This is a genomic window from Lysobacter sp. P5_B12 (assembly GCF_056400425.1).
Window position 1 is genome coordinate 44,463 of the sequence record NZ_JBFULG010000011.1, and the last position, 23,286, is coordinate 67,748.

The window sequence follows — 23,286 nt, forward strand, 5'->3', positions numbered from 1 at the left end:
TCACGCGTCGGGCAGGGTGTAGTCGAAGGTGTAGAAGTGCTGGCCCTCGACGATGTCGATGGCCATGCGCCCCTGCAATCCGGCCAGGCCGTCGGTGCCCGAATCGGGAACCACGGCCAGGTCGAGCGCCGGCGTGCCGCGCTCCATCACGCCCAGGTGGCGGAAGAAGAACGTGCCGCTGCGGCCTTCGAGCGTGGCGACGACGCGCTCGATCGCGACATAACACCCCGAGCCCGGCGTTGCGGTCATCGCGGCCATCATGTGCACGACGCTCGTGGCCTGCAGCGGGCCTGCGAAGGTCTTGTCGAAACGGAAATGCCCGGCTTCCACGCCATCGCCCATGTCGAGTGCCGGCTGCGCACTGCGCTTGACCTCGAACGTCCCTTTCGCCTGCGTCATCGGGGTTGCTCCGTGGAGGGAAGTGCATGTTAGGCTGCAGGCGTCGCGGATTCCCATGCCAGCCGGCCCCGTTTTCCGACACGCAGTGAAGCAATTGGTACCACCGGGCGCATGCCCGACGATGTCGCAGTCCGTCCCGCCGGCTCGCAGGTTGTCCGCGCTCCTTCCTCAATCGGAGCGTGCGGATGAAAGTGCTGGCTTGCGATGGCATCCATGAAGACGGTTTGGCGCTGTTCCGGCTCGCGGGCTGGGACGTGGCCATCGCCGATCCCATCAAGAATCCCGACGACCTGTCCGCGGCCCTCGCCGACGTCGACGCCTTGCTCGTGCGTTCGGCCACCCCGGTGCCTGCCGCCGCGCTCGAACATGCGCGCCGCCTGCGCGTGATCGGCCGCGCCGGCGCCGGCGTGGACACCATCGACGTCGAAGCCGCCACGGCCAAGGGCATCGCGGTGATGAACGCGCCCGACGGCAACACGCTCGCCGCCGCCGAACACGCGCTGTCGCTGTTGTTCGCACTGGCGCGCCACATTCCGCGCGCCGATGCCGGCATGAAAGCGGGTCAATGGCCGAAGGCGGGCCTCACCGGTTTCGAACTCGAGGGCAAACGCCTCGGCGTGGTCGGCCTGGGCCGCATCGGCGGCACCGTCGCGCGCAAGGCGCAGGGCATTGGCATGGAAGTCGCGGCCTACGATCCCTTCCTGCCCGCATCGGCGGCGGGGAAGGGCAGCGTGCCCCTGAAGACACTCGACGATCTGCTCGCATGGGCCGACATCGTCACGCTGCACATCCCGCGCACGAAGGAAACCACGCATCTGTTGTCCGAAGCGCGGCTGCGCGCGATGAAGCCCGGTGCGTACCTCATCAATGCCGCGCGCGGCGGGCTCGTCGATGAAGCCGCGTTGCTGCGCCTGCTCGACGAAGGGCACATTGCCGGCGCCGCGCTGGATACCTTCGCGACCGAACCGCTGCCCAGCGATTCGCCGCTGCGCCCGCATCCCAAGCTCATCCTCACGCCGCATCTGGGCGCATCGACGAGCGAAGCCCAGCAGGCGGTGAGCACGATCCTCGCGCGGCAGGTGATCGACTTCGTCGCCACCGGCGCCGTCGCCGGGTGCGTCAACCTGCCGCCGCTCACCGCGGAGGCGGCGCGCGAAGTGGGCCCGTGGATGCCGCTGATGTCGGCGCTTGGCCGCCTCGCAGCGCGCCTGGTGCGCGCGCCGACCCAGTTGACCGTGACCTATGCCGGACGCACCGACGCGCTCGATACGCGCCCGCTTACGCGCCTGCTCGTGGCCGCGCTGCTGGGCCAGCATTCCGGTCGCGTCACGCCCGTCAATGCACTGCAGGAAGCCCATGCGCGCGGCCTGGTCGTGGCCGAGACGGTGGGCGGCGACGGCGACGGTTTCGACCGCCTGCTGCGCATCCGCGTGGAAGGCGCCGACCGCGTGCGCGAGATCGAAGCCACGCTGCATCGCGGGCCACGCGTCGTGCGCCTGGATGGCGTGGAGATCGAATTCGACCCGCAGGCCCATGTGCTGCTGCTGCGCAACGAAGACCGTCCGGGCATGATCGGCACCGTCGGTTCGCAACTCGGCGCGGCCGGCATCAACATCGTGAACTTCGCGCTCGGCGCAGCCGGCGACGGACAGGCGCGCGCCGCCATCACCGTCGACCAGCCGCTCGACGACGCGCAACTGGCCACCCTGCGCGCCACGCCCGGCGTGCTTTCGCTGCAACAGGTCTGATATCGACATGAAGATCCTCCTCGCCCGCCATGGCGAAACATCGTGGAATGCCGAAGGTCGATATCAGGGCCAAGAGGACATTCCGCTGTCCGAGGTCGGCGAAGCGCAGGCGCGCTCGCTCGGCGAACGCCTGCGCCACGTGCACATCGACCGCGCCGTCGCCTCGCCGCTCAAGCGCGCGCTGCGCACCGCCGAACTCGCGCTGGGCGACGACCGCCTCGCGAAGCTCACGACCGACGCGGGCCTGATGGAAATCGCGCACGGCACGTGGGAAGGCCTGCTCGCCGCGGAGATCCGCGAACGCGATCCGGATCGCCTGCACGCGTGGCGCCATGCGCCGCACGAAGTGTTGATGCCCGAAGGCGAATCGTTGCAGCACGTGTTCGACCGTGCGTGGCCTGCGCTCGCGCGCGCCGCCGAAGGCCTCGGTGAGCACGACACGTTGCTGGTCGTCGCGCACGATGCGGTGAACCGCGTGCTGCTGTGCAACGTGCTCGGCATCCCGCTCGCGAAGCTGTGGACCTTCCGCCAGGCGCCGACCACGCTCAACCTGCTCGAAGGCGCCGACGTCGATCATCTCGACGTCGTGCGCATGAACGACGCGACGCACCACACCGCACTGTTCGGCGAAGCCGTGCATCGGGCGCTTTGATGTCGGCGCAGCGCACTCTCGCCGACTGGCTCGACTACATCGAACGCCAGCATCCGAAGTCCATCGAACTCGGGCTCGATCGCGTGCGCGCGGTCGCCGAGCGGATGGAACTCGTGGCGCCCGCCGAGAAATCCATCGTCGTCGCGGGCACGAACGGCAAAGGCTCGACCGTCGCTTTCCTCGAAGCGATCGCGCGCGCCTCTGGCTTGCGCGTCGGCACCTACACCTCGCCGCATCTGTTGCGTTACAACGAACGCGTGCGCATCGACGGTGCGCAGGCGGACGATGCGCACCTGGTCGACGCCTTCGAAGCCGTCGACGCCGCGCGCGGCGACACCCCGCTCACGTATTTCGAATACGGCACGCTCGCCGCGTTGTGGTTGTTCGATCGCGAACGCCTCGACCTGGCGATCCTCGAAGTGGGCCTGGGCGGCCGCCTGGATGCGGTGAACATCGTCGATGCCGATGTCGCGGTAATCACCACGGTCGACCTTGATCACCAGGATTGGCTCGGCGACGACCGCGAAACGATCGGCAAGGAGAAGGCCGGCATCGCGCGTGGCTGGAAACCGCTGGTGCTGGGCGAAGACGATCCGCCCTCGAGCGTGCTCGGCCACGCGTATCGCATCGGCGCCTCGGCGATCCGCGCGAACTGTGATTTCTTCTTCGAAGGCAACGACGACGGCACCTGGCGCTGGCGCGAGGTGAATTTCGCGCTCGACCTGCCGATGCCGGCCCTCGCCGCGCCCGTGCAGATGCGCAACGCGGCCACGGCGATCGCGGCATTGCGTGCGCTCGACGTCCCGATGACGCGCGAGGCGATCGCCGAAGGCGTCGCGGGCGCGCACCTGGCCGGTCGCCTGCAGCGCATGCAACGCGATGGCGTCGACGTCGTCCTGGATGTCGGCCACAACCCGCAGGCCGCGCGCACCCTGGCGCAATGGCTCGCCGCCGCGCCGGTCGAAGGCCGCACGCTGGCGGTTTACGCCGCGCTCGCGGACAAGGATGTCGCGAACGTGGTTGCGGCCCTGTCCCCCCACGTCGATGCCTGGTGGCTCGCGGGGATCGGCGATGCGGGGCCGCGCGGCACCGATGTCGATGCCTTCGCCGAACGCCTGAAGGGCACCGCGGCCGCGGACGGCGCGCGCCACGCAACGGTTTCGGAGGCCCTTGCCGCCGCGCTCGCACAGGGCAGGGCAGGCGATCGGGTGCTCGTCTTCGGTTCGTTCCACACCGTGGCCGATGCGATGCGTGCCCTGGGTTCAGAAGGTGGCGCGGTGCGAAGGCTATAATTGCCGCCGGCAACATCGCCCGGTCGCCGTGGTCCAAGCCCTTTCGATGGAACCCGCACTGAAACAGCGCCTCGTCGGCGCAGCCGTGTTGGTCGCGCTGGCCGTGATCTTCCTTCCCATGTTGATCCAGGGGCCCGCGCCCGAAAGCGGCGTGGCCGATGTCCCGCTGGAAGCGCCGGCCGCACCGCAGGGCGAGTTCGAAACCCGCGACCTCCCGCTGGTGGCGCCCGAAGGCGCGCCGGCCGAAGGCGCGCTCGGGATGGAGAACACACCGCCGCAGTCCGCCATCGCGAGCGCGGCGAGCGTCAAACCCGCATCGCCCGCGACCCTCGACAGCGCGCCGCTCAAGGACGCCGCGACGGCCGCGACCACCCAATCGATTCCCGAAGACGCCGCACCGCCCGCGCCCGCCGCGATCTACCCCGCGCCCACCGCAGGCGGCAACTACGCCGTGAACGTGGGCAGCTTCGGCACCGCCGGCGCCGCCGACACGCTCGTTGCGGCCATGCGCACCGCCGGGCTCGCCGCCTTCCGTGAAGCGGGCAGCGTCGACGGCAAGACCGTCCAGCGCGTGCGCGTCGGTCCCTTCGCCACGCGCCCGCAGGCCGAAGAGGCCCGTCTGCGCGCGGCCAAGGTCAAGGGCACGGCGACGCCGCGCGTGGTCGCGCTCGATGCCGAAGTCCCCGCCGACACGCCGGCCAAGCCGGTCGCCACCGCGGCCAAGCCCGTGACCAAGCCGGCCGCGCCGCGCACCGTGGCCGCGAAGCCGGCGGTGGTCGCATCCGTGCCCGCCGCGTCGGGCACCGGGTTCGCCGTCCAGTTGGCCGCGTTCAGCAAATCGGCCGATGCCAACGCCCTGCGCGACAAGCTCCGCGCCGCCGGCTTCAGCGCTTTCACCGAAGCGGTGTCCACGGACAAGGGAACCCTCACCCGTGTCCGGGTGGGCCCGGTGTTGAATCGCGCCGAAGCGGACCAACTCAAAGCGCAGGTCAAGAGCAAAGTCGGCCTGGACGGCGTCGTCCGTCCGCATCCCTAAGCGTCAGGAATCCCCATACCCATGTGCGGCATCGTCGGAATCGTCGGAACCTCGGAAGTCGCAGCGCAGCTCTACGACGGCCTCACCGTGCTGCAGCACCGCGGCCAGGACGCGGCCGGCATCGCCACCACCGATCGCCACAGGCTGCGCGTGCACAAGGGCAACGGTTTGGTCCGCGATGTATTCGACGCCGCGTCGATGGCGCTGCTCGAAGGCCGCGTCGGCATCGCGCACTGTCGCTATCCGACCGCCGGTTCCGAAGGCGCCGACGAATCGCAGCCCTTCTACGTCAACTCGCCCTACGGCATCGCGCTGGCGCACAACGGCAACCTGGTGAACACCGACGCGCTGCGCCGCGAAGTGTTCGAACAGGATCGCCGCAACGTCAACACCGAGTCCGATTCCGAAGTCCTGCTCAACGTCTTCGCGCACGAGCTCGACACGCAGAAGGCGCTCACGCCCGAATCGGTGTTCAAGGCCGTCGAAGGCGTGAACCGTCGCGCCAAGGGCGGCTACGCCGTCGTGTGCGCGGTGCTCGGCCTGGGCCTGGTCGCCTTCCGCGATCCGCACGGCATCCGCCCGCTCGTCCTCGGCAAGCGCACGTCCGCCGGCGGCGACGAATACTGCGTGTCCTCCGAATCGGTCGCGCTCGACATCCTCGGCTTCGAACGCGTGCGCGACGTCGCGCCCGGCGAAGCGGTGGTGATCACCGCGCGCGGCGAGTTGTTCACGCAGCAGACCGCGCCGTCCGAACTGACGCCGTGCATCTTCGAGTACGTGTACTTCGCGCGTCCGGATTCGATGATCGACGACATCTCGGTGCACAAGGCGCGCATGCGCATGGGCGTGACGCTCGGCGAAAAGATCCTGCGCCTGCGCCCGGACCACGACATCGACGTGGTGATCCCGATCCCCGACACCTCGCGCGATTCCGCGCTCGAGATCGCGAATACGCTCAACGTGAAGTACCGCGAGGGCTTCATCAAGAACCGCTACGTCGGACGCACCTTCATCATGCCGGGGCAGGGCGAGCGCGCGAAGTCGGTGCGGCGCAAACTCAACCCGATCCCGCTGGAATTCCGCGGCCGCAACGTGCTGCTCGTCGACGACTCCATCGTGCGCGGCACCACCTCGCGCCAGATCGTGCAGATGGCGCGCGACGCCGGCGCCAAAAAGGTCTACCTCGCCTCCGCCGCGCCGCCGGTGCGCTACCCGAACGTCTACGGCATCGACATGCCTTCGACCGACGAGCTCATCGCGCACGGCCGCACCGAAGCGGAGATCGAACAGTTGCTCGGCTGCGATTGGCTGATCTACCAGGACCTCAAGGACCTGGAGACCGCCGTCGCGGGCCCGAAGCATCCGGGCCGCAAGTTCGACAGCTCGTGCTTCAGCGGCGAATACGTGACCGGCATCGACCCCGATTACTTCGAACGCATCCGCCAGTTGCGCTCGGACGACGCGAAAAAGAAGCGCCGCATCGCGTCCTGACGCCATGGCTTCGCTGTTCGATGCAGCGCGCGCGTGCCTCGACGCGGACACGCCCGAGGCCAAGCTTGCGTTGACCGCGCAGGCCGCGGCCGATTTCGCCGACGGCAAGTTCGCAACACTCGAAGACGAGCGCGAACCCGATCCCATCCGCATGCCCGGCCGCCCGGCGCGCCCGCGCCTGGTGCATCCGCGCGAACTCCCGCGACGCGGCTTCGGCAGCAACGAAGGCCGTGCAGCCTTCATCCACGCCGTCGCACACATCGAATTCAACGCGATCGACCTGGCCTGGGACGCGGTGTATCGCTTCCGGCATTTTCCCGCCGACTACTATCGCGATTGGGTGGGCGTGGCCGCCGATGAAGCGCGCCATTTCGCGATGCTGCGCGAACGCCTGCACGACTTGCGTCACGACTACGGCGATTTCGACGCGCACAACGGCCTGTGGGAAATGGCGGAGAAGACCGCGCACGACGCGCTCGCGCGCATGGCGCTGGTGCCGCGCGTGCTCGAAGCGCGCGGCCTGGACGTCACGCCCGGCATGATCGACAAACTGCGCTCGCTGGGCGACGACACCACCGCCGACATCCTCGTCGTGATCCTGCGCGAAGAAGTCGCGCACGTCGCCGCCGGTTCGCGCTGGTATCGCTGGTGTTGCGAAGTGCACGGCATCGAACCGCGTTCGAAGTTCCGCGAGCTGCTTGCCGAATATGCGCGACCGGTGCTGCACGGCCCGTTCAACCTGGAAGCGCGCAGCGCGGCGGGGTTCGACGACGAGGAGCTGGCGTCGCTGCTGCAGCTCGACGCCGAATCGAAGCGGTAATTCAGACCAACGCGGACAGGGCCGCGCCGTTGCGATCCACCCGCAACACCGAACCCTGCTCATACCAATCGCCGAGCACGATGCGCGTGCCGTGCGCTTCGTCGTGCACCTTCGGCCGGTGCGTATGTCCGTGGATCAGGCGCGGAATGCCGAAACGCCCCATCGTCGCGTCGACCGTCGCCGGTGCGACATCGGTGATCGCTTCCATCAAGCCAGCGTGCTTCAACCCGGATTGATGCGCCTGGCTCGCCGCGCGCGCCTGCTGCGCGAATGCGATCCGATTCGCCAGGGGCTGCGCGAGGAACTGCGCCTGCCATTTCGGATCGCGCGTCTGCGCGCGGAAGGCCTGGTAGGCCTTGTCGTCCGTGCACAAGGTATCGCCGTGCATCAACACCGCGGGCGCGCCTTCGAGCACCACCACCGCCGGGTCGGGAAGGATGCGCATGCGCGCGCGATTCGCGTAAGCCTCGCCGAGCAGGAAATCGCGATTGCCGCGGATGAAATACGTCGGCGTTCCCGTGCGATCGAGCGCCGCCAGGCGATCGGCCACGAACGCGCCGACCTCCGAAGGATCGTCGTCGCCCACCCACGCTTCGAACAGATCGCCCAGGATGTACAGCGCATCGGCGCCACGGGCTTCGCCCTCCACGAATTTCCCGAACAATTCGGTGATCGCGGGCCGTTCGGCGTCGAGGTGGAGGTCGGAAATGAACAAGGTCGTCATCGCGGGCATTCTAAGCGGCGCAGGCGTAAAATCGCCGGTCTTTCGCCAGCGCCGCATCCCCATGGCCGTCCGCACCCGTTTCGCTCCCAGCCCCACCGGTTACCTCCACATCGGCGGCGCGCGCACCGCGCTGTATTGCTGGCTGGAGGCGCGCCGCCACGGTGGCGCCTTCATCCTGCGCGTGGAAGACACCGACCAGGAGCGCAGCACGCAGGCGGCGATCGACGCCATCCTCGAAGCGATGCAATGGCTCGGCCTGGGCTACGACGAAGGCCCGATCTACCAGACGCAACGCCTGGAGCGCTATCGCGAAGTCGCCGAGCAGATGGTGCGCGACGGCACGGCGTATTACGCCTACGAAACGAAGGCCGAACTCGAGGCGATGCGCGAAGCGGCGATGGCCGCCAACGACAAGCCGCGTTACAACGGCGCGTATCGCGATGCGAACGCAGGCTTCCGCGACGACCCGAATCGTGTCATCCGCTTCAAGAATCCGGTCGACGGCACCGTGGTGTGGGACGACAAGGTCAAGGGCCGCATCGAGATCGCCAACAGCGAACTCGACGACCTGGTGATCTTCCGTTCCGATGGCTATCCGACCTACAACTTCGCGGTCGTGGTCGACGACGTCGACATGCAGATCAGCGATGTCGTGCGCGGCGACGACCACGTCAACAACACGCCGCGGCAGATCAACATCTATCGCGCGCTGGGCAAGCCGGTGCCGCATTTCGCGCACCTGCCGATGATCCTGGACGAGCAGGGCGCCAAGCTGTCCAAGCGCACGGGCGCGGCGGACGTCATGCAGTACCGCGACGCCGGCTACCTGCCGCACGCGCTGCTGAATTACCTCGCGCGCCTGGGCTGGTCGCACGGCGACCAGGAAATCTTCTCGATCGCCGAACTGGTTTCGCTCTTCGACCTGAAGGACGTCAACGCCAAGGCGTCGCGCCTGGATTCGCAGAAGCTCGGCTGGCTCAACCAGCAGTATTTGAAGTCCGACGATCCGAACGAGGTCGGCAAGCATCTGGAATGGCATCTGCGCAACGCCGGTTACGACCTCGCGCAGGGCCCGAAGCCGGCCGACATCGTCATCGCGATGCGCGACCGCGTGCAGACGCTGAAGGACATGGCCGAGCGCGCCGCGGTGTGGTTCGGTCCGCTGAACACGTACGACGACGCCGCCGTCGCCAAGCACCTCACCGCCGGTGCGCGCGTGCCGTTGTCCGATGCACGCGATCGCCTCGCGGCGCTGGGCGAATGGTCGGCCGACGGCGTCAGCCAGGTCTTGCACGCGAGCGCCGAAGCCCTCGGCATCGGCATGGGCAAGGTCGCGCAACCCATGCGCGTGGCGATCACGGGTACGCAGGTCAGCCCCGACATCTCGCACACGGTGTACCTCGCCGGGCGCGCACAGGCGCTGGCCCGCATCGACGCGGCCCTTGCAAAGCTGCCGGCCGGGGACTAATTCAAGGGGATGGGCATCCACGCTTCCTGCACCGACCCCAAGCACCACGTCCACGATGGCGATGCCTTCGTGCACGAGGTCGAGCGGGCGTGCGAGTCGCGGGGGCTGAACCTCACGCCGATCCGCGCCACCGCGATGCGGCTGATCGCCGATGCGGGTCGTCCGCTGAAAGCCTATGAACTGCTCGATCGCATGAAGGCGACGCACGAAGGCGCGGCCCCGCCGACGGTCTATCGCGCGCTCGAGTTCCTCGTCGAGAACGGGTTCGTGCACAAGCTGGCGTCGATCAACGCGTTCGTCGGCTGCCACCATCCGGGCGGCGAAGCGCACGCCGTGCCATTCCTCATTTGCGATCAATGCCATTCGGCGACGGAGCTGGAGGACGACAGCATCGTGTCCTCGCTCGATGCCTCTGCGCGCGCGCTGGGCTTCGCGCCGCAGGCGCAGACGCTGGAAGTGCACGGCGTCTGCAGCGCCTGCCGGGGCTGAACAGGGCAGGTGGTATCCCTCACATCGGGTTGAAATCCGGTTGACGGGGAATGTTATATTGTTTCACCGATGTCGCCCGCCCAAGCCTCCCATCGATTCCTCGACCGCCTCGGCGCCGCCGGTTCGCTGCTGTGCGCGATCCACTGCGCCGCGCTGCCGCTGGCGATCGCGGCCTTGCCGGCGCTGGGCCTGGCCTCGGCCAAATACGATGGATTCGAGCAGGCGTTCATCGCCTTCGCGACCTTCGTCGGCTGCTTCAGCGTGTTCTGGGGTTACCGCCGGCACGGCGCCGTCCGTGCGCTGGGCCTGCTGATCCCCGGCCTGGCCGCGCTCTGGTCCGGCATCCTGCTGCCGCAAGTCCATCACAACCTGGTGCTGCATGCCTTGGTGATGACCACCGGCGGCACGCTCGTCGGCCTGGCGCACCTGGCCAACCTGCGGCTGGTGCACATCCACAACGCCAGTTGCGTCCATTGATCTGCTAGGCTTTGCGCCCTCGCGCGCAACCTGTGCGCAGATTTCGATACCGGATACCAGGAGCATCACGATGGGCAAGGGCGACCGCAAGACCGCCAAGGGCAAGCGCTACAACGCGAGCTACGGCAACGCGCGTTCCAGCGCTTCCACCAAGGCGGCGGGCACGGCCAGCGCGCCGGCGGTGAAGAAGACCGCCACCAAGACGACGACGGCCGCCAAGGCCCCGGCGAAGAAGGTCGTGGCGAAGAAGACCGCTTCGAAGGAGTAATCCTTCCGCGTCAGCGCCACGAACGAAGAAGCCCCGCGATTGCGGGGCTTCTGCTTTTCGGAAGTGCGGGTCGCGATCAGTGCTTTTCGGCCTTCGCTTCGATCTCGCCCCAAACGCGCAGCAGGTTGCCGCCGAGGATCTTGCGGATGTCGGCTTCCGAATACCCGCGCTTCATCAGGCCATCGACCAGCACCGGATAGTCCTTCACCGACTTCAGGTCGACCGGCAGTTCGCCCGACACGCCATCGAAATCCGAACCGATGCCGATGTGGTCGACGCCCACCAGCTTGACGCCGTAATCGATCTGGTCGAGCACCGCGTCGACGTGCAACACCGGCGCCGGATGGTCCTTCGCGAATTGCTTGTCGAAGGCCTCGATCTCCTTCGACGACTTTCCGGCCTTCTTCAGCGCCGCCATCTGCGCGCGCTTGTCCGCCCATTCGCGCGACTGCTTGTCGGACAGGAAGACCGTACCGAAGGACACCTGGATCACGCCGCCTTCCTTCGCGATCGCGACCGCGAGTTCGTCGGACAGGTTGCGGTGCCACGTCGGAGTGAAGTGGCGCAGGCCCGAGTGGCTCGCGATCACCGGCACGTCGGTGACGCGCAGGACGTCGCGCACGGCGTCGTCGGACACGTGCGAGACGTCGACGATGATGCCCAGGCGATTCATTTCCTTCACCACCTGCTCGCCGAACGGGCTCAGCCCGCCCCACTTGTGCGTTTCGACGTAGGAGGAGTCCGCGATGCGGTTGTCCTCGCCGTGGCAGAGCGTGATGTAGCGGACGCCGCGGTCGAAGAAGAACTGCAGCTTGCCCAGGTCGTCGCCGACCGGGCCGCCGTTCTCCATGCCCATCGGCAACATGATCTTGCCGACGTTCTTCTCGACATCCTTCGGCGAGAGCAGCAGCGCGAACTTGTCCGGCGCGCGCGCGATGAGCGAACGCACCGCGTCGATCTGCAGGTTCGCGATCGTCCAGGCCTTGCCTTCCTGGTCTTCCTCGGCGGAGGTGTAGATCGACATCCACGGAACGTCGAGGCCGCCTTCCTTCGCACGCGGATAGTCGAACTCGCGCTTGGGCGTGAGGACCGTGAGGTCGTTCCAGCTGTCGATCAGGTTTTCCGGCGCATCGATGTGCGTGTCGACGATGAGCGCGTCCTGCGCGAGTTTGCGCGCGGCCGCGGAAGGCTCGGCGGCGTGCACGATGCCGAAGATGCACAGCGGAAGAAGACCCAGAACGTAACGACGCATGCAACGCACTCCCCGGACGAAGAAAAGGTCACGCAATGCGGGCACCGCCTGCGTGGACGGACTGGACGAGATTCCCGCCGAGCCAATAGCACAACTCGGACGGATGGCGCACGTGCCAGGCGACGAAGTCCGCGCGCATCCCCACGCGCAGCTGGCCGCGATCGCGCAGGCCGAGCGCGTGCGCGCCGTGCATCGTCGCGCCGCGGAGCGCTTCCTCGGGCGTGAGGCGGAAATGCGTGCAGGCCAACTGCATCGCCTGGCGCAGCGACAACAGCGGCGAGGTGCCCGGGTTGCAATCGGTCGCCACGGCCATCGGCACGCCGTGCGCGCGGAACAACTCCAGCGGCGGCAGCTTGGTGTCGCGCAGGACGTGGAACGCGCCCGGCAACAGCACGGCGACGGTGCCGTTGGCGGCCATCGCACGCACGCCGGCTTCGTTGGTGTGTTCGACGTGATCGGCCGACAACCCGCCGAATTCCGCCGACAAGCCTGCGCCGCCCAGGTCGCTCAACTGATCGGCATGCAGCTTCACCGGAAGCCCGAGCGCGGTTGCGGTTTCGAATACGCGCCGCGTTTGCGCGGGCGTGAATGCGATGTTTTCGCAGAAGGCGTCGACGGCATCGACGAGGCCTTCTGCGTGGAGGTCCGGCAACCATGCGCACAAGGCTTCGATGTACCCGTCGGCGTTGTCCTTGAATTCCGGCGGCAGGGCATGCGCCGCGAGGTAGGTCGTGCGCACGGTGATGCGCAGCGTCCGCCCGATCTCGCGCGCGACGCGCAGCATCCGCCGTTCGCTTTCGAAATCCAGGCCGTACCCGGATTTGATTTCGAGCGTCGCCACGCCATCGCGCACCAGGGCCTGCGCGCGCGGCAGCGATTGCGCCAGCAACGTCGCGTCGTCGGCCTCGCGCACCGCGCGCACGGTCGACAGGATGCCGCCGCCCGAACGCGCGATCTCTTCGTAGGTCGCACCCTTCAACCGCATTTCGAACTCGCGCGCGCGATCGCCTGCGAACACCAGGTGCGTATGCGCGTCGACCAGGGCAGGCGTGACCCAGCCACTGGCCTGGATCACCTCGTTTGCGAGCGTTTCGGGCGCATCCGGCAGTTCGGCGCGCGGCCCGACGAACGCCAGCACGCCGTCCTTCCATGCGAGCGCGCCATCGAGGATCTCGCCGTAGCCCGCGGGCGCGTCGAGCGTCGCGAGCGAGGCGCCGAGGAGCAGGCCATGGAAGGGGAGGGTGGCATTGGGCATCGACGTGGATTGTAGGGTCACGGCCACGGGGCGAGAATGACCGGCATGGAGACCCTGCACGCGGAACGCCTCTGGACCCCCGACGGCTGGCGGATCGACGCCGGCTTCACCCACGACGCAGGGCGCATCGTCGGAATGACCGGCGCGCAGCCCAGCGAAGGCGCGGCCTGGGTGGTGCCCGGCCTCGCGAACCTGCATTCGCACGCATTCCAGCGCGCGATGGCGGGCCAGGCCGAGCGCCAGACCCATCCGCAGGATTCGTTCTGGACCTGGCGCGAGACGATGTACCGCTTCGCCGCGCGCTTCGCGCCCGATACGTTGCAGGCCATCGCCGCGCAGCTCTACGTCGAAATGCTCGAAGCGGGCTACACGACGGTCTGCGAATTCCACTACCTCCATCAATCGCCCGACGGCCGCCCGTACACCGATCCGGCCGCGATGTCGCATGCGCTGATCGAAGCCGCGCGCGAAACCGGCATCCGCCTGACGCTGCTGCCGGTGCTGTACATGACCGGCGGCTTCGACGGCCGCGCGCTCACCGATCGCCAGAAACGTTTCGGCAACACCCTCGACAGCTTCGTGCGCCTGTTCGAAACGCTGCAGGGCGAGCAGGACGACACGCTGCGCGTCGGGATCGCGCTGCACAGCCTGCGCGCGGTGCCGCCCAAGGCGATGCAGGACGTGCTCGCGCAACTGCCCACGGAAACGCCCGTCCACATCCACATCGCCGAGCAATTGCCCGAAGTCGTCGACTGCGTGGCCTTGCGTGGCGCGCGCCCGGTCGAATGGCTGCTCGCGAACGCGAACGTCGACCGCAACTGGACCCTCGTGCACGCCACGCACCTGGCGCAGGCGGAAATCGAAGGCATCGCAAAGAGCGGCGCCACGGTGGCGATCTGTCCGACGACCGAGGCCAACCTCGGCGACGGCCTGTTCCCGCTGCGCGCGTTCCTCGAGGCGGGCGGGTCCTGGGGCATCGGTTCGGATTCGCACGTCTCGGTCTCGCCGGTGGAAGAACTGCGCTGGCTCGAATACGGGCAGCGCCTCAACACGCATCACCGTAACGTCGCCGTCGGCACCAGGACGACGAGCGCCGGCGAATCCCTGCTTCACGATGCGCTCGCAAGCGCCGAACCTTCGACCGGCCATGCGGTGGGTTGCTTCTACAAGGGCGCGAGCGCCGATTGGCTCGTGCTCGATCGCGACGCCCCGCAGTTCATCGGCGCGACCACCGACGATGCGATCGATCGCTGGTTGTTCGCAGGCAATGCACCGCACATCCGCGAAGTCCACGTCGCCGGCAGGAAAGTCGTGCATGAAGGCCGGCATCGCGAGCGCGAGGCGATCTTCACGCGATTCAAGGCGGCGATGCATACGCTGCTGGCGTGACGCAGGGCGAATCCAAACCGAAGACCGGCTGGCGCACGCATTCGCGACGCGTCTTCGAAACCGCGATCATCCGCGGCGACGATTGGGTCGACGCCGCCTTCGATCGCTTGAACGAACGCTTCGGCCGCCATCGGCCGCAACACATCGCCGCGTACCGTGGATACGCCGATGCGCAGGGTGTCGAACTGCTCGGGCGCGTGCTGGCGCAGGAACCCCTCGGCGGGCCCGGCGAACACGACGACTGGTGGGACAACCTGCTCAACACCTATCGGCGTTTCGATACGAACGAAGTGCCGCGCGTGTCGCTGTCCGCCACGTTTCGCGGCATGCGCCAGGAAACGGTGACCGACCACGAGGGCTATTACGCAGCGAGCTTCGTTCCCACCGCCCCTGCGACCGATGCGTTGTGGACACACGCACGCATCGCCCTGCAGGATGGCACGCTCGACACAGCGCAGCCCGTCCTGCAGGTGCTGCCGACGGCGCGCTTCGGCATCATTTCCGACATCGACGACACCATCCTGCAAAGCAGCATCACCGACTGGAAGATCGCCGCGCAGCTCACCTTCCTCGGCAACGCGCGTACGCGCAAGCCGCTGCTCGGTGTCGCGAAGTTGTACGCGGCATTGCAGGCTTCGACGAACCCCGTGTTCTACGTCTCCAGCTCGCCATGGAATCTCTACGACCTGCTCGATGATTTCCTGGCACTCAACGCCATCCCCGCCGGCCCGATCTTCCTGCGCGACATCGGCACCGACACCGGGAAGTTCATCAAAACGCCCGGGCACGGCCACAAACTCGAGCGTGCCCGCACGCTGATCGCGCGCAACCCGCAACTGCGCTGGGTGCTGCTCGGCGACTCGGGGCAGGCCGATGCCGAGCTGTATGCGGAAGCAGCGCGGGAATTCGGAAACCGCATCGCCGCGATCTACATCCGCGACGTCGATCCGGAGGCCGACAGCCCGCTCGACGTGGGCGTCGACGGCTGGATCGAAAAAGTCGCCGGGACCGGCGTGCCGATGCTGCGCGTGAAGGACAGCGTCGCCATCGCCGAACACGCCGCCAGTATCGGATTGATCGATCCCGCGGCGATTCCGAAGATCGTCGCGGACGTCCACAAGGACGCCGCGCGCCCCACGTTGACCGAAGCTGCGGTGCAGGAAGCGGTGGCGCAGCAGAAGGCGGACTGACCGGCGGGCGTCCGCCGCGGTCGAGCCCTCGCGTTGAGTCCAATGGTTCCCGCGCTCACGGAGGCGCAATGGCCACGTTCGAATCGCGTCGGCGATTGCTCCGGCAACTCGGCGGGGCCGGTGCAGTCGCGCTGACGGCGCCCTGGCACTCGGCCATCGCTGCCCTCGCATTGACGCCCGCGCAAACGGCGGGACCGTTCCGACCGTTGCGTCCGCTGGAAAGCGATGCGGACCTCACGCTGGTCAAAGGTGCCAAAGCCCACGCCGACGGACAGATCATCCAGGTCACCGGCCGCGTGCTCGACGCCGACGGCAAGCCCATCCGTGGCGCCGCGATCGAAATCTGGCAGGCGAACGCACGCGGACGCTACGACCATCCGCGCGACGTCAATCCCGCGCCGCTGGACCCGAACTTCCAGGGCTACGCGCGTGTGCTCACCGACGAAGAAGGGCGCTATCGCTTCAAGACCGTGAAACCCGGGGCCTATCCGATCAATCCGATGAACCCCACTGCGGTGCGTACGCCGCATATCCATTTCGATGTCGACCGCAACCGCAAGCACCTGGTCACGCAGATGTATTTCCCGGGCGAAGCGCTCAACGCGAGCGACCGCATTTTCGGCGCGCTCGGTGCCGATGGCAGTGCGGCAGTGTCGACGCTGCTCCCGCCGACCGAAGACATGGCCTCCAGCGAGTTGCTGTTCGGCTGGGACATCGTGCTCGCCTGAAGCGATCGATCACGCGCCCCACTGCTTCAGGTTGAGGAATTCCCGCCGCGTTTTCGGCCCGTAGGTGACGAAGCGCGGATCCGGCGCATTGCGGTAGTTCTCGCGTTCGCGCGCAACGGCGTCCTTCGCCAGATGCTTCGACAGCACATCGGCCGGCACCGGATACAACTTCAGCGCGTTGCGCCCGAAGATCTTGGCGCGCACCGCCGGCGTGATTTCCGCATAGCCGAATTTCTCACGGAATTCGGATGATATCTGGAACGCGCGGAACGCCTGGATCTGGTCCTGCGGGCTGCCGTACCAGATCGAATCGGTGCCCCATAGCACGTTGTCTTCGCCGACGTGCGCGAGCAGCTTGCCGATCGCGTGCGCGGCCATGTCGGGATCGCGCATCAGGAAACGCCAGGTCGAGCCGAGTTCGGCATACACGTTGCCTCCCTTGCCGATGCCGTTCTCGCGCAGGCTGGTGATCAGCGCGTCGATGCCGTCGGTGCGTCTTGCGTCGTACGCACCTTCGCCCTGGCCGGTCACGAAGCCGGAGTGGTAGATCAGGAAGTTGACGTCGGGATAGCGCTTGGCGACGCGGCCGATATCCACGCACGTGCTGTGCTCGTAGGAACGCGGGCCGAAGGGCAGGCCTTTGTGGATGGCGATGTTGCGCACGCCCAGTCGCCGCGCTTGTTCGATCATGCGCAGGCCGGGTGCGTCGTCCATGTAAAAGCCGACGCCGTCGGGCCCCCACTGCGTGTACGTCTTCCACGCGGCGATGTTGAAGTCTTTCGCGAGGCGTTCCATGTCCTCGACGTCGCCGGGCTGGTTGGGATTCACCCGCCCGTGCAGGTAGAGGCGATGCGTGCCTTCCATCTTTTCGACGAGCGCGGCGGTGGCGGTGGCTTCCTCGATCGTCAGCGGTTCGCCGTCTCGCGTGGAAGGCACGAAGCTCAGGACGGTGAGATCGGTATCGGAGTCCAGGAAGATGTCCTTGACGAATTCGTCGCGCCCCACGCAACGCAGGTAGGCCAGGCCCGGTTCGTCGGCGGCCGCGCAGCCTTCGGTACTCACGAACGACAGCGGGCGCGCGGACGGCGGCAGGTCGCGCGTCCACTTGCCGGTCGGATTCACGAAGTGGCCTTGCACATCGAAGATGAATTCGTTGCCCGCGATCGCGCCCTCCGCCGCTGCCGGTTCCAGCGCCGCTTCCGGCGGCACCGCGTACGCGCCACCGCGCTTGCAGCCGGCGAGGAAGGCCGTGTTCATCGCCAGCAACGTCGACGCGGCACCGCACAGCGAGACGAGGAAATCGCGGCGTGCGATGCCGAGACGACGCGCATGAAAAGTGGCGTTGGCGAAGGCGAGGTTGCGGGCGTGATGGTGGATCGGCGCGAGCGGCACCGGTTCGAACTCGCCGTTGCTGGTGCTGTCGAGCTTGATCGGGAGCCGCAGGCCCTCGGGGTCGATGCGATGGCGGGGCATGCACGGTCTCCGGCGCGCGGGACATGGCGCGACGCTATGCCGCGCGGCAAGCGCCGCCATGTGCCGTTGGGCATGAAGCGATGAATGGTCGTGCGAGATCTCGGCTGCAATCGGCGCGGAAATGTCTCTTCGCCAACCCGGTCGGGAAACGCATCCGCGCGCCGTGGTTAGGCTGCGCACATGCGATGGCTCTTGCTCCTTTGTTTCTGGATTGCACTGCCTGTCGGCGCGGTGGTGGCGCGCGTGGATGCGTTGCTCGTCGGCGATGTCGACTTGGCGCGCGCCAAGGTGGCGCTGGATGCGATGGTCGAACCGGCGCTCGACGTCGCGTCCACGCTGCGCGCAGTGGAGACGTGGGCGCGTGTCGTCGATGCGGAGGTTCCGGCCGATGCTTCCGTCCGTGTGCGTGTCGATGCGCTGCTGCGCGTGTTGTACGTCGCGGGCGAATGGAACACGCATCGCCCTTTCACCTACGACTTCGACGATCCATTCGCGCGGGTGCCGCAGCATCGCTTGCTGTCGATGTACATGGAAACGCGGCGCGGCAATTGCGTCACGATGCCGGCGTTGTTCGCGATCCTCGGACGACGCATCGGGCTGACGGTCGCACTCGCCAAGGCGCCGCACCACCTGTTTGCGATGGTGCGCGATGACGACGGGACCTGGCTCAACGTCGAGGCCACGGGCGGCGGTCTGAAATCGGATGCCGGCTACATCCGCGACACCAGCATCTCCGAACGCGCGCTCTCCAATGGCCTGTACCTGCGGCCGCTCACGCGTGCGGAGGAGGTCGCCGTTCTGTCCGCCGATGTCGCCGCGGCGCTGGAGCGGCGTGGCGATTTCGAAGGGGCCATGGCCATCGCCCGGCGCATGCTGGAGATCGATCCGAACGATGTCGATGCGATGGTGCGTCTGGGCTCTCTCCACGGCCGCATCCTCGACCGCGACTTTCACCAACGATGGCCCGACCCGGCGGACGTGCCGCGCGTACGACACGCCGAGTATCGCGAGCGAAGCACCGCGAACGCGGCCCTGTTCGCGCAGGCCGAAGCACTGGGCTGGCGCCAGCCGACGCCCGAAGAGACAGCCGACTACTTGCGCGCGATCGAACGCGCGCGTTTGCAGCTCAGCCCGCCGACGGTGTCTCTGCCGCCTGCCCCGACGTCGTGACGATCCGGATCTGGCCCTGCAAGGTCCGGTGCACCGGGCACTTGTCCGCGATCTGCATCATGCGCTCGCGCCCCTTGTCGTCGATCGCGCCGTCGATCCAGATCGTGCGCGAAAGGCGATCCACTTTCGCGTTCGGGTCCAGCTCGCAGTGTTCGCAATCGAGCTCGTGCACCTTTTCGTGCTTCACGTGCACGCGGATGTCGGTCACGGCCAGGCGCTTGGCCTTCGCGTAGAGATGCAGCGTCATCGTCGTGCACGCCGCCAGCGCCCCGGACAACAGTCCGTAAGGCGAGGGGCCCGCGTCCGTGCCGCCGACCGCGACGGGTTCGTCCGCCACGAGCGGGTGGCCGGCGATGTCGAGCGTCGTGCGAAAGCCGGTGTTGTCGGAATGCGCCAGGGCCTCGCCTTCGTCGAGGCCAGGGGGAAGCGTTGCAACGTCAACCATGTCGGTCTCCTTGCGATTACAACATCGGCAACTTCAGCCCCTGTTCCTTCGCGCATTGCTTCGCGATCTCGTAACCGGCGTCGGCGTGGCGCATCACGCCGGTGCCCGGGTCGTTCCACAACACGCGCGCGATGCGCTTGTCGGCTGCCTCGCTGCCGTCGCAGACGATCACGACGCCCGAATGCTGCGAATAGCCCATGCCCACGCCACCGCCATGGTGCAGCGACACCCACGTCGCACCGCCGGCCACGTTGAGCATCGCGTTGAGCAGCGGCCAGTCGCTGACTGCATCGCTGCCGTCCTTCATCGCTTCGGTTTCGCGATTGGGCGAGGCGACGCTGCCGCTGTCCAGATGGTCGCGGCCGATCACGATCGGCGCGCTGAGCTCGCCGTTGCGCACCATTTCGTTGAACGCCAGGCCAAGCTTGTGGCGCAGTCCGAGGCCGACCCAGCAGATGCGCGCGGGCAGGCCCTGGAAGCTGATGCGTTCGCGCGCCATGTCGAGCCAGCGATGCAGGTGCGCGTCGTCGGGGATGAGTTCCTTGACCTTCGCATCGGTCTTGTAGATGTCTTCCGGATCGCCGGACAGCGCCACCCAACGGAACGGGCCCACGCCGCGGCAGAACAGCGGACGCACGTAGGCCGGCACGAAGCCCGGGAAGTCGAAGGCGTTCGCGCAGCCTTCGTCCTTCGCCATCTGGCGGATGTTGTTGCCGTAGTCGAACACGGGGATGCCCATGTCCTCGAAGGCGAGCATGGCTTCGACGTGCACGCGCATCGACTTCTTCGCCGCATCGCCGACGCGGACCGGGTCCTGCGATTGCAGTCGCAGCCACTGGTCGACCGTCCAGCCGATCGGCAGATAGCCGTGCACGGGGTCGTGCGCGGAGGTCTGGTCGGTCACCGCATCCGGGCGCACGCCACGGCGCACGAGTTCGGGGAGGATTTCCGCGGCGTTGCCGAGCAGCGCGATGGACTTTGCTTCGCCCGCGGCGGTGTATTTCTCGATGCGCGCCAGCGCGTCGTCGAGATCGGTCGCCTGCTCGTCGACGTAACGCGTGCGCAGGCGCATGTCGATGCGCGACTGCTGGCATTCGATGTTGAGCGAACTCGCGCCGGCGAGCGACGCGGCGAGCGGCTGCGCGCCGCCCATGCCGCCCAGGCCCGCGGTGAGGATCCACTTGCCGGTGAGGTCGCCGCCGTAATGCTGGCGGCCCATCTCGACGAAGGTTTCGTAGGTGCCCTGCACGATGCCCTGCGAGCCGATGTAGATCCACGAGCCGGCCGTCATCTGGCCGTACATCATCAGGCCCTTCTTATCGAGCTCGTTGAAGTGTTCCCACGTCGCCCAGTGGGGCACGAGGTTGGAGTTGGCGAGCAGCACGCGCGGTGCGTCGGCGTGCGTCGGGAAAACGCCGACCGGCTTGCCCGACTGGATCAACAGCGTTTCGTCGTCGCGCAGGGTCTTCAGCGACGCGAGGATGGCGTCGAAGCATTCCCAGTCGCGCGCCGCACGGCCGATGCCGCCATACACCACCAGTTCCGCGGGGTTCTCGGCCACTTCGGGGTCGAGGTTGTTCTGCAACATGCGGAACGGTGCCTCCGACAGCCAGGACGGGCAGGACAACTGGCTGCCGCGCGGGGCGCGGATCGTGCGGCTGGAATCCTTGCGGGTCGACATCGAGCGCTCCGGCGCGTGGGGACCCGCGATTATCCCTCAGCACTGCGGGCAGGTCTTGCGTTCGGCGTGGAAGGCGGCGACGTCGGCATCGGTGGCGGGGTGGGGCGTGGCGCCGCCATCGAGCAGCACGCGCCATTTGCCGTCGCTGTCGCGATGCCAGGTCGAGACGAAGGTCGAGACCGAGACGCGCTTGGGCGTCTTGCCGGCGGGCGATTCGAGCAACGCGCGGCCGGTGGAGTAGGCGATGTCGCCCTCGCCGCCGATGGCCACCGCGGTCGGATACCACGACAGCACGAGCGCCGACCCGTCGATGATGCCCGCCCAATCCTTCACGACCGCCGGGCGGCCGCGCACGGGCGATCCCGAGCCCACGCCGAACACCGCGCCGGTGTTGACGAAATCGGCGAAGGCTTTCGCATCGTGCGCTTTCACGCTGTCGGCGAAGGCGAGCTCGCGCGCCCACACGACGCATTCGGCCTTGCTGAAAGTGGGCGATTTCGCGGTTTCCTGCGCGAAGGCCGGCGACGAAACAACGAGGGCTGCAACGACGAGGGCAAGGCGCATGACCGACTCCATGGTGGGCGATGGCCGCCACCGTATCATCGCGCCATGGGGATCCTCTTCCGGGCCGCGCTGGCCCTGCTGCTGAGCTTCGGACTGAGCGGATGTGCCTCCACCCCACCGGGGGACGCGCCGCCCGTGCTGCTGGTCTCGATCGATGCCTTCCGCGCCGACTACCTGGAACGCGGCCTGACACCCAACCTGGCACGCATCGCGAACCAGGGCGTTCGCGCCGACGGCATGCGCCCGTCGTATCCCGCATTGACCTTCCCGAATCACTACACGCTGGTGACCGGCCTGCGCCCCGACCGGCACGGCGTCGTGCACAACACGATGCACGATGCGGTCCTGGGAGACTTCAAGGCGAGCAACGAGTCGAACGCGGGCGATGCGCGCTGGTGGAACGGCGCCGAACCGATCTGGGTGACGGCGGAAAAGCACGGACTCGCGACGGCGACGATGTTCTGGCCCGGCTCGCAAGCGGCGATCCGCGGCGTGCGCCCCACGCATTGGCGCGCGTACGACAGCACGTTCCCCGATGACGCGCGCGTCGACCAGGTCGTGGCATGGCTCGCCGAACCAGCGCCGCGCACCCGCCTTGCGACGCTGTACTTCGAACTGCTCGACAAGACCGGGCACGACCATGGCCCGGATTCGCCGGAGATGACCGGTGCGCTCGCGCGGATCGATGCATCGATCGGCCGCTTGATCGACGGATTGCAGGCGCATGGTCTGCGCGATCGCGTCAATCTGGTGATCGTCTCCGACCACGGCATGGCGCAAGTGCCGCCCGGCAACGTCGTGGCGATCGAAGACATGGTCGATCTGCGCGACACGGACGTCGTGTCGACCGGGCAGGTCGTCGGCTTCGCGCCGAAACGCGGACATGCGCGCGATGCCGAACGACGATTGCTGGGGCGCCACCCGAACTACGCATGCTGGCGCAAATCGGAGCTGCCGCAACGCTGGCATTTCGGCACGCATCCGCGCGTGCCGCCGATCCTGTGCCAGATGGACGAAGGCTGGGACGCGGGTTATCGCGATGCGCTGGCCAAGCGCCCTGCGCATCCCCGCGGCTCGCACGGTTACGATCCCGCGCTGGCGTCGATGCGTGCATTGTTCATCGCGCAGGGCCCGTCCTTCGTGCCGGGCGCGCGCTTGCCGGTGTTCGACAACGTCGACGTGTATCCGTTGCTGACGCGCCTTCTGCAACTGCCGCCCGGCGAACACGATGGCAGCGCGGACGTGTTCACGCCCGCGCTGCGTTGACGCGCTGGG

The 23,286-nt window shown here is 67.6% G+C and carries 23 protein-coding genes; 15 read left to right on the forward strand and 8 right to left on the reverse strand.

All coding sequences use genetic code 11. The features are described 5' to 3' along the window. A complete protein-coding gene (locus AC1DOM_RS15155; RefSeq protein WP_498964765.1) occupies positions 1–399 on the reverse strand; it encodes a DUF3224 domain-containing protein in 399 nt (132 codons plus the stop codon). A gap of 185 nt (positions 400–584) precedes the next feature. Between AC1DOM_RS15155 and serA the strand changes: the two genes are divergently transcribed. The 6 genes from serA to AC1DOM_RS15185 are packed head-to-tail and all read left to right on the forward strand — an operon-like array spanning position 585 to position 7,438. After that, a complete protein-coding gene (serA, locus tag AC1DOM_RS15160) occupies positions 585–2,147 on the forward strand; it encodes a phosphoglycerate dehydrogenase (RefSeq protein ID WP_498964767.1) in 1,563 nt (520 codons plus the stop codon). 7 nt (positions 2,148–2,154) lie between these two features. After that, the gene (locus tag AC1DOM_RS15165) at positions 2,155–2,799 is read left to right on the forward strand and encodes a histidine phosphatase family protein (protein ID WP_498964769.1); all 645 of its coding nucleotides are present in this window, start codon (positions 2,155–2,157) and stop codon (positions 2,797–2,799) included. Next, a complete protein-coding gene (gene folC, locus AC1DOM_RS15170) occupies positions 2,799–4,091 on the forward strand; it encodes a bifunctional tetrahydrofolate synthase/dihydrofolate synthase (protein WP_498964771.1) in 1,293 nt (430 codons plus the stop codon). The genes AC1DOM_RS15165 and folC overlap by 1 nt, the downstream gene beginning before the upstream one ends. 46 nt (positions 4,092–4,137) lie before the next feature. After that, a complete protein-coding gene (locus AC1DOM_RS15175) occupies positions 4,138–5,127 on the forward strand; it encodes an SPOR domain-containing protein (RefSeq protein ID WP_498964773.1) in 990 nt (329 codons plus the stop codon). A 21-nt stretch (positions 5,128–5,148) separates the two neighbouring features. Next, entirely contained in the window at positions 5,149–6,618 is a 1,470-nt protein-coding gene (gene purF, locus AC1DOM_RS15180) for an amidophosphoribosyltransferase (protein WP_498964775.1), read from the forward strand. A gap of 4 nt (positions 6,619–6,622) precedes the next feature. Beyond that, complete coding sequence (locus AC1DOM_RS15185) at positions 6,623–7,438, forward strand: ferritin-like domain-containing protein (RefSeq protein WP_498964777.1); 816 nt, start codon at positions 6,623–6,625, stop codon at positions 7,436–7,438. A gap of 1 nt (position 7,439) precedes the next feature. Here the strand turns inward: AC1DOM_RS15185 and AC1DOM_RS15190 are convergent, their stop codons facing one another. Further along, positions 7,440–8,162: a UDP-2,3-diacylglucosamine diphosphatase gene (locus AC1DOM_RS15190; RefSeq protein WP_498964779.1), complete on the reverse strand. Its 723-nt coding sequence runs from the start codon at positions 8,160–8,162 to the stop codon at positions 7,440–7,442. A 61-nt stretch (positions 8,163–8,223) separates the two neighbouring features. Here AC1DOM_RS15190 and gltX point away from each other — a divergent pair, with 61 nt between their 5' ends. From gltX to AC1DOM_RS15210, 4 genes are all read left to right on the forward strand, one after another. Further along, entirely contained in the window at positions 8,224–9,630 is a 1,407-nt protein-coding gene (gene gltX / locus AC1DOM_RS15195; protein ID WP_498964781.1) for a glutamate--tRNA ligase, read from the forward strand. A gap of 9 nt (positions 9,631–9,639) precedes the next feature. Further along, the gene (locus AC1DOM_RS15200) at positions 9,640–10,119 is read left to right on the forward strand and encodes a transcriptional repressor (RefSeq protein WP_498964783.1); all 480 of its coding nucleotides are present in this window, start codon (positions 9,640–9,642) and stop codon (positions 10,117–10,119) included. A 69-nt stretch (positions 10,120–10,188) separates the two neighbouring features. After that, positions 10,189–10,596 (forward strand): MerC domain-containing protein, encoded by a 408-nt coding sequence (locus AC1DOM_RS15205; protein ID WP_498964785.1) that lies wholly within the window; start codon positions 10,189–10,191, stop codon positions 10,594–10,596. Between the two features lie 46 nt (positions 10,597–10,642). After that, positions 10,643–10,864 (forward strand): 30S ribosomal protein THX, encoded by a 222-nt coding sequence (locus tag AC1DOM_RS15210; protein ID WP_498964828.1) that lies wholly within the window; start codon positions 10,643–10,645, stop codon positions 10,862–10,864. Between the two features lie 76 nt (positions 10,865–10,940). On the opposite strand, the gene AC1DOM_RS15215 is transcribed toward AC1DOM_RS15210, so the two are convergent. Both AC1DOM_RS15215 and hutI read right to left on the reverse strand, forming a co-directional pair. After that, positions 10,941–12,116 (reverse strand): dipeptidase, encoded by a 1,176-nt coding sequence (locus AC1DOM_RS15215; protein WP_498964787.1) that lies wholly within the window; start codon positions 12,114–12,116, stop codon positions 10,941–10,943. Between the two features lie 28 nt (positions 12,117–12,144). After that, entirely contained in the window at positions 12,145–13,371 is a 1,227-nt protein-coding gene (hutI, locus tag AC1DOM_RS15220; RefSeq protein ID WP_498964789.1) for an imidazolonepropionase, read from the reverse strand. 45 nt (positions 13,372–13,416) lie between these two features. Here hutI and AC1DOM_RS15225 point away from each other — a divergent pair, with 45 nt between their 5' ends. The 3 genes from AC1DOM_RS15225 to AC1DOM_RS15235 all read left to right on the forward strand — a co-directional run bounded on the left by AC1DOM_RS15225 (position 13,417) and on the right by AC1DOM_RS15235 (position 16,678). Then, entirely contained in the window at positions 13,417–14,760 is a 1,344-nt protein-coding gene (locus AC1DOM_RS15225; protein WP_498964791.1) for a formimidoylglutamate deiminase, read from the forward strand. Beyond that, positions 14,757–15,950: an App1 family protein phosphatidate phosphatase gene (locus AC1DOM_RS15230; protein ID WP_498964793.1), complete on the forward strand. Its 1,194-nt coding sequence runs from the start codon at positions 14,757–14,759 to the stop codon at positions 15,948–15,950. The genes AC1DOM_RS15225 and AC1DOM_RS15230 overlap by 4 nt, the downstream gene beginning before the upstream one ends. Positions 15,951–16,018: 68 nt before the next feature. After that, the gene (locus tag AC1DOM_RS15235; protein WP_498964795.1) at positions 16,019–16,678 is read left to right on the forward strand and encodes a dioxygenase family protein; all 660 of its coding nucleotides are present in this window, start codon (positions 16,019–16,021) and stop codon (positions 16,676–16,678) included. Between the two features lie 9 nt (positions 16,679–16,687). Here the strand turns inward: AC1DOM_RS15235 and AC1DOM_RS15240 are convergent, their stop codons facing one another. Beyond that, on the reverse strand, positions 16,688–18,151 hold the full coding sequence (locus AC1DOM_RS15240; protein WP_498964797.1) for an amidohydrolase family protein: 1,464 nt from the start codon (positions 18,149–18,151) through the stop codon (positions 16,688–16,690). Between the two features lie 180 nt (positions 18,152–18,331). Here AC1DOM_RS15240 and AC1DOM_RS15245 point away from each other — a divergent pair, with 180 nt between their 5' ends. Further along, on the forward strand, positions 18,332–19,321 hold the full coding sequence (locus AC1DOM_RS15245) for a transglutaminase family protein (RefSeq protein ID WP_498964799.1): 990 nt from the start codon (positions 18,332–18,334) through the stop codon (positions 19,319–19,321). Here AC1DOM_RS15245 and AC1DOM_RS15250 read toward each other — a convergent pair. From AC1DOM_RS15250 to AC1DOM_RS15260, 3 genes are read right to left on the reverse strand one after another with little or no spacing between them, the layout of a single operon-like run. Beyond that, positions 19,278–19,766, reverse strand: coding sequence for an OsmC family protein (locus AC1DOM_RS15250; RefSeq protein WP_498964801.1), 489 nt, complete (start codon positions 19,764–19,766; stop codon positions 19,278–19,280). The genes AC1DOM_RS15245 and AC1DOM_RS15250 overlap by 44 nt on opposite strands. Before the next feature lie 16 nt (positions 19,767–19,782). Then, on the reverse strand, positions 19,783–21,447 hold the full coding sequence (gene hutU / locus AC1DOM_RS15255) for a urocanate hydratase (protein ID WP_498964803.1): 1,665 nt from the start codon (positions 21,445–21,447) through the stop codon (positions 19,783–19,785). A gap of 36 nt (positions 21,448–21,483) precedes the next feature. Then, positions 21,484–22,011 (reverse strand): YybH family protein, encoded by a 528-nt coding sequence (locus AC1DOM_RS15260; protein WP_498964805.1) that lies wholly within the window; start codon positions 22,009–22,011, stop codon positions 21,484–21,486. 45 nt (positions 22,012–22,056) lie between these two features. Here AC1DOM_RS15260 and AC1DOM_RS15265 point away from each other — a divergent pair, with 45 nt between their 5' ends. Further along, positions 22,057–23,277 carry an alkaline phosphatase family protein gene (locus AC1DOM_RS15265; RefSeq protein WP_498964807.1) on the forward strand — a complete coding sequence of 407 codons (1,221 nt, stop codon included), beginning with the start codon at positions 22,057–22,059 and terminating at the stop codon, positions 23,275–23,277. Positions 23,278–23,286 lie beyond the last annotated feature (9 nt).

Excerpts from the sequence above, each read along its gene's own strand:
- AC1DOM_RS15235 (WP_498964795.1), top strand. The coding sequence starts at position 16,019 with ATGGCCACGTTCGAATCGCGTCGGCGATTGCTCCGGCAACTCGGCGGG.
- AC1DOM_RS15155 (WP_498964765.1), bottom strand. The coding sequence starts at position 399 with ATGACGCAGGCGAAAGGGACGTTCGAGGTCAAGCGCAGTGCGCAGCCG.
- AC1DOM_RS15165 (WP_498964769.1), top strand. The coding sequence starts at position 2,155 with ATGAAGATCCTCCTCGCCCGCCATGGCGAAACATCGTGGAATGCCGAA.
- AC1DOM_RS15190 (WP_498964779.1), bottom strand. The coding sequence starts at position 8,162 with ATGACGACCTTGTTCATTTCCGACCTCCACCTCGACGCCGAACGGCCC.
- AC1DOM_RS15245 (WP_498964799.1), top strand. The coding sequence starts at position 18,332 with ATGCGATGGCTCTTGCTCCTTTGTTTCTGGATTGCACTGCCTGTCGGC.
- AC1DOM_RS15215 (WP_498964787.1), bottom strand. The coding sequence starts at position 12,116 with ATGCGTCGTTACGTTCTGGGTCTTCTTCCGCTGTGCATCTTCGGCATC.
- AC1DOM_RS15225 (WP_498964791.1), top strand. The coding sequence starts at position 13,417 with ATGGAGACCCTGCACGCGGAACGCCTCTGGACCCCCGACGGCTGGCGG.
- purF (WP_498964775.1), top strand. The coding sequence starts at position 5,149 with ATGTGCGGCATCGTCGGAATCGTCGGAACCTCGGAAGTCGCAGCGCAG.
- AC1DOM_RS15175 (WP_498964773.1), top strand. The coding sequence starts at position 4,138 with ATGGAACCCGCACTGAAACAGCGCCTCGTCGGCGCAGCCGTGTTGGTC.
- AC1DOM_RS15265 (WP_498964807.1), top strand. The coding sequence starts at position 22,057 with ATGGGGATCCTCTTCCGGGCCGCGCTGGCCCTGCTGCTGAGCTTCGGA.
- AC1DOM_RS15260 (WP_498964805.1), bottom strand. The coding sequence starts at position 22,011 with ATGCGCCTTGCCCTCGTCGTTGCAGCCCTCGTTGTTTCGTCGCCGGCC.
- AC1DOM_RS15205 (WP_498964785.1), top strand. The coding sequence starts at position 10,189 with ATGTCGCCCGCCCAAGCCTCCCATCGATTCCTCGACCGCCTCGGCGCC.
- AC1DOM_RS15200 (WP_498964783.1), top strand. The coding sequence starts at position 9,640 with ATGGGCATCCACGCTTCCTGCACCGACCCCAAGCACCACGTCCACGAT.
- AC1DOM_RS15250 (WP_498964801.1), bottom strand. The coding sequence starts at position 19,766 with ATGGTTGACGTTGCAACGCTTCCCCCTGGCCTCGACGAAGGCGAGGCC.
- hutU (WP_498964803.1), bottom strand. The coding sequence starts at position 21,447 with ATGTCGACCCGCAAGGATTCCAGCCGCACGATCCGCGCCCCGCGCGGC.
- gltX (WP_498964781.1), top strand. The coding sequence starts at position 8,224 with ATGGCCGTCCGCACCCGTTTCGCTCCCAGCCCCACCGGTTACCTCCAC.
- folC (WP_498964771.1), top strand. The coding sequence starts at position 2,799 with ATGTCGGCGCAGCGCACTCTCGCCGACTGGCTCGACTACATCGAACGC.
- hutI (WP_498964789.1), bottom strand. The coding sequence starts at position 13,371 with ATGCCCAATGCCACCCTCCCCTTCCATGGCCTGCTCCTCGGCGCCTCG.
- AC1DOM_RS15240 (WP_498964797.1), bottom strand. The coding sequence starts at position 18,151 with ATGCCCCGCCATCGCATCGACCCCGAGGGCCTGCGGCTCCCGATCAAG.
- AC1DOM_RS15185 (WP_498964777.1), top strand. The coding sequence starts at position 6,623 with ATGGCTTCGCTGTTCGATGCAGCGCGCGCGTGCCTCGACGCGGACACG.
- serA (WP_498964767.1), top strand. The coding sequence starts at position 585 with ATGAAAGTGCTGGCTTGCGATGGCATCCATGAAGACGGTTTGGCGCTG.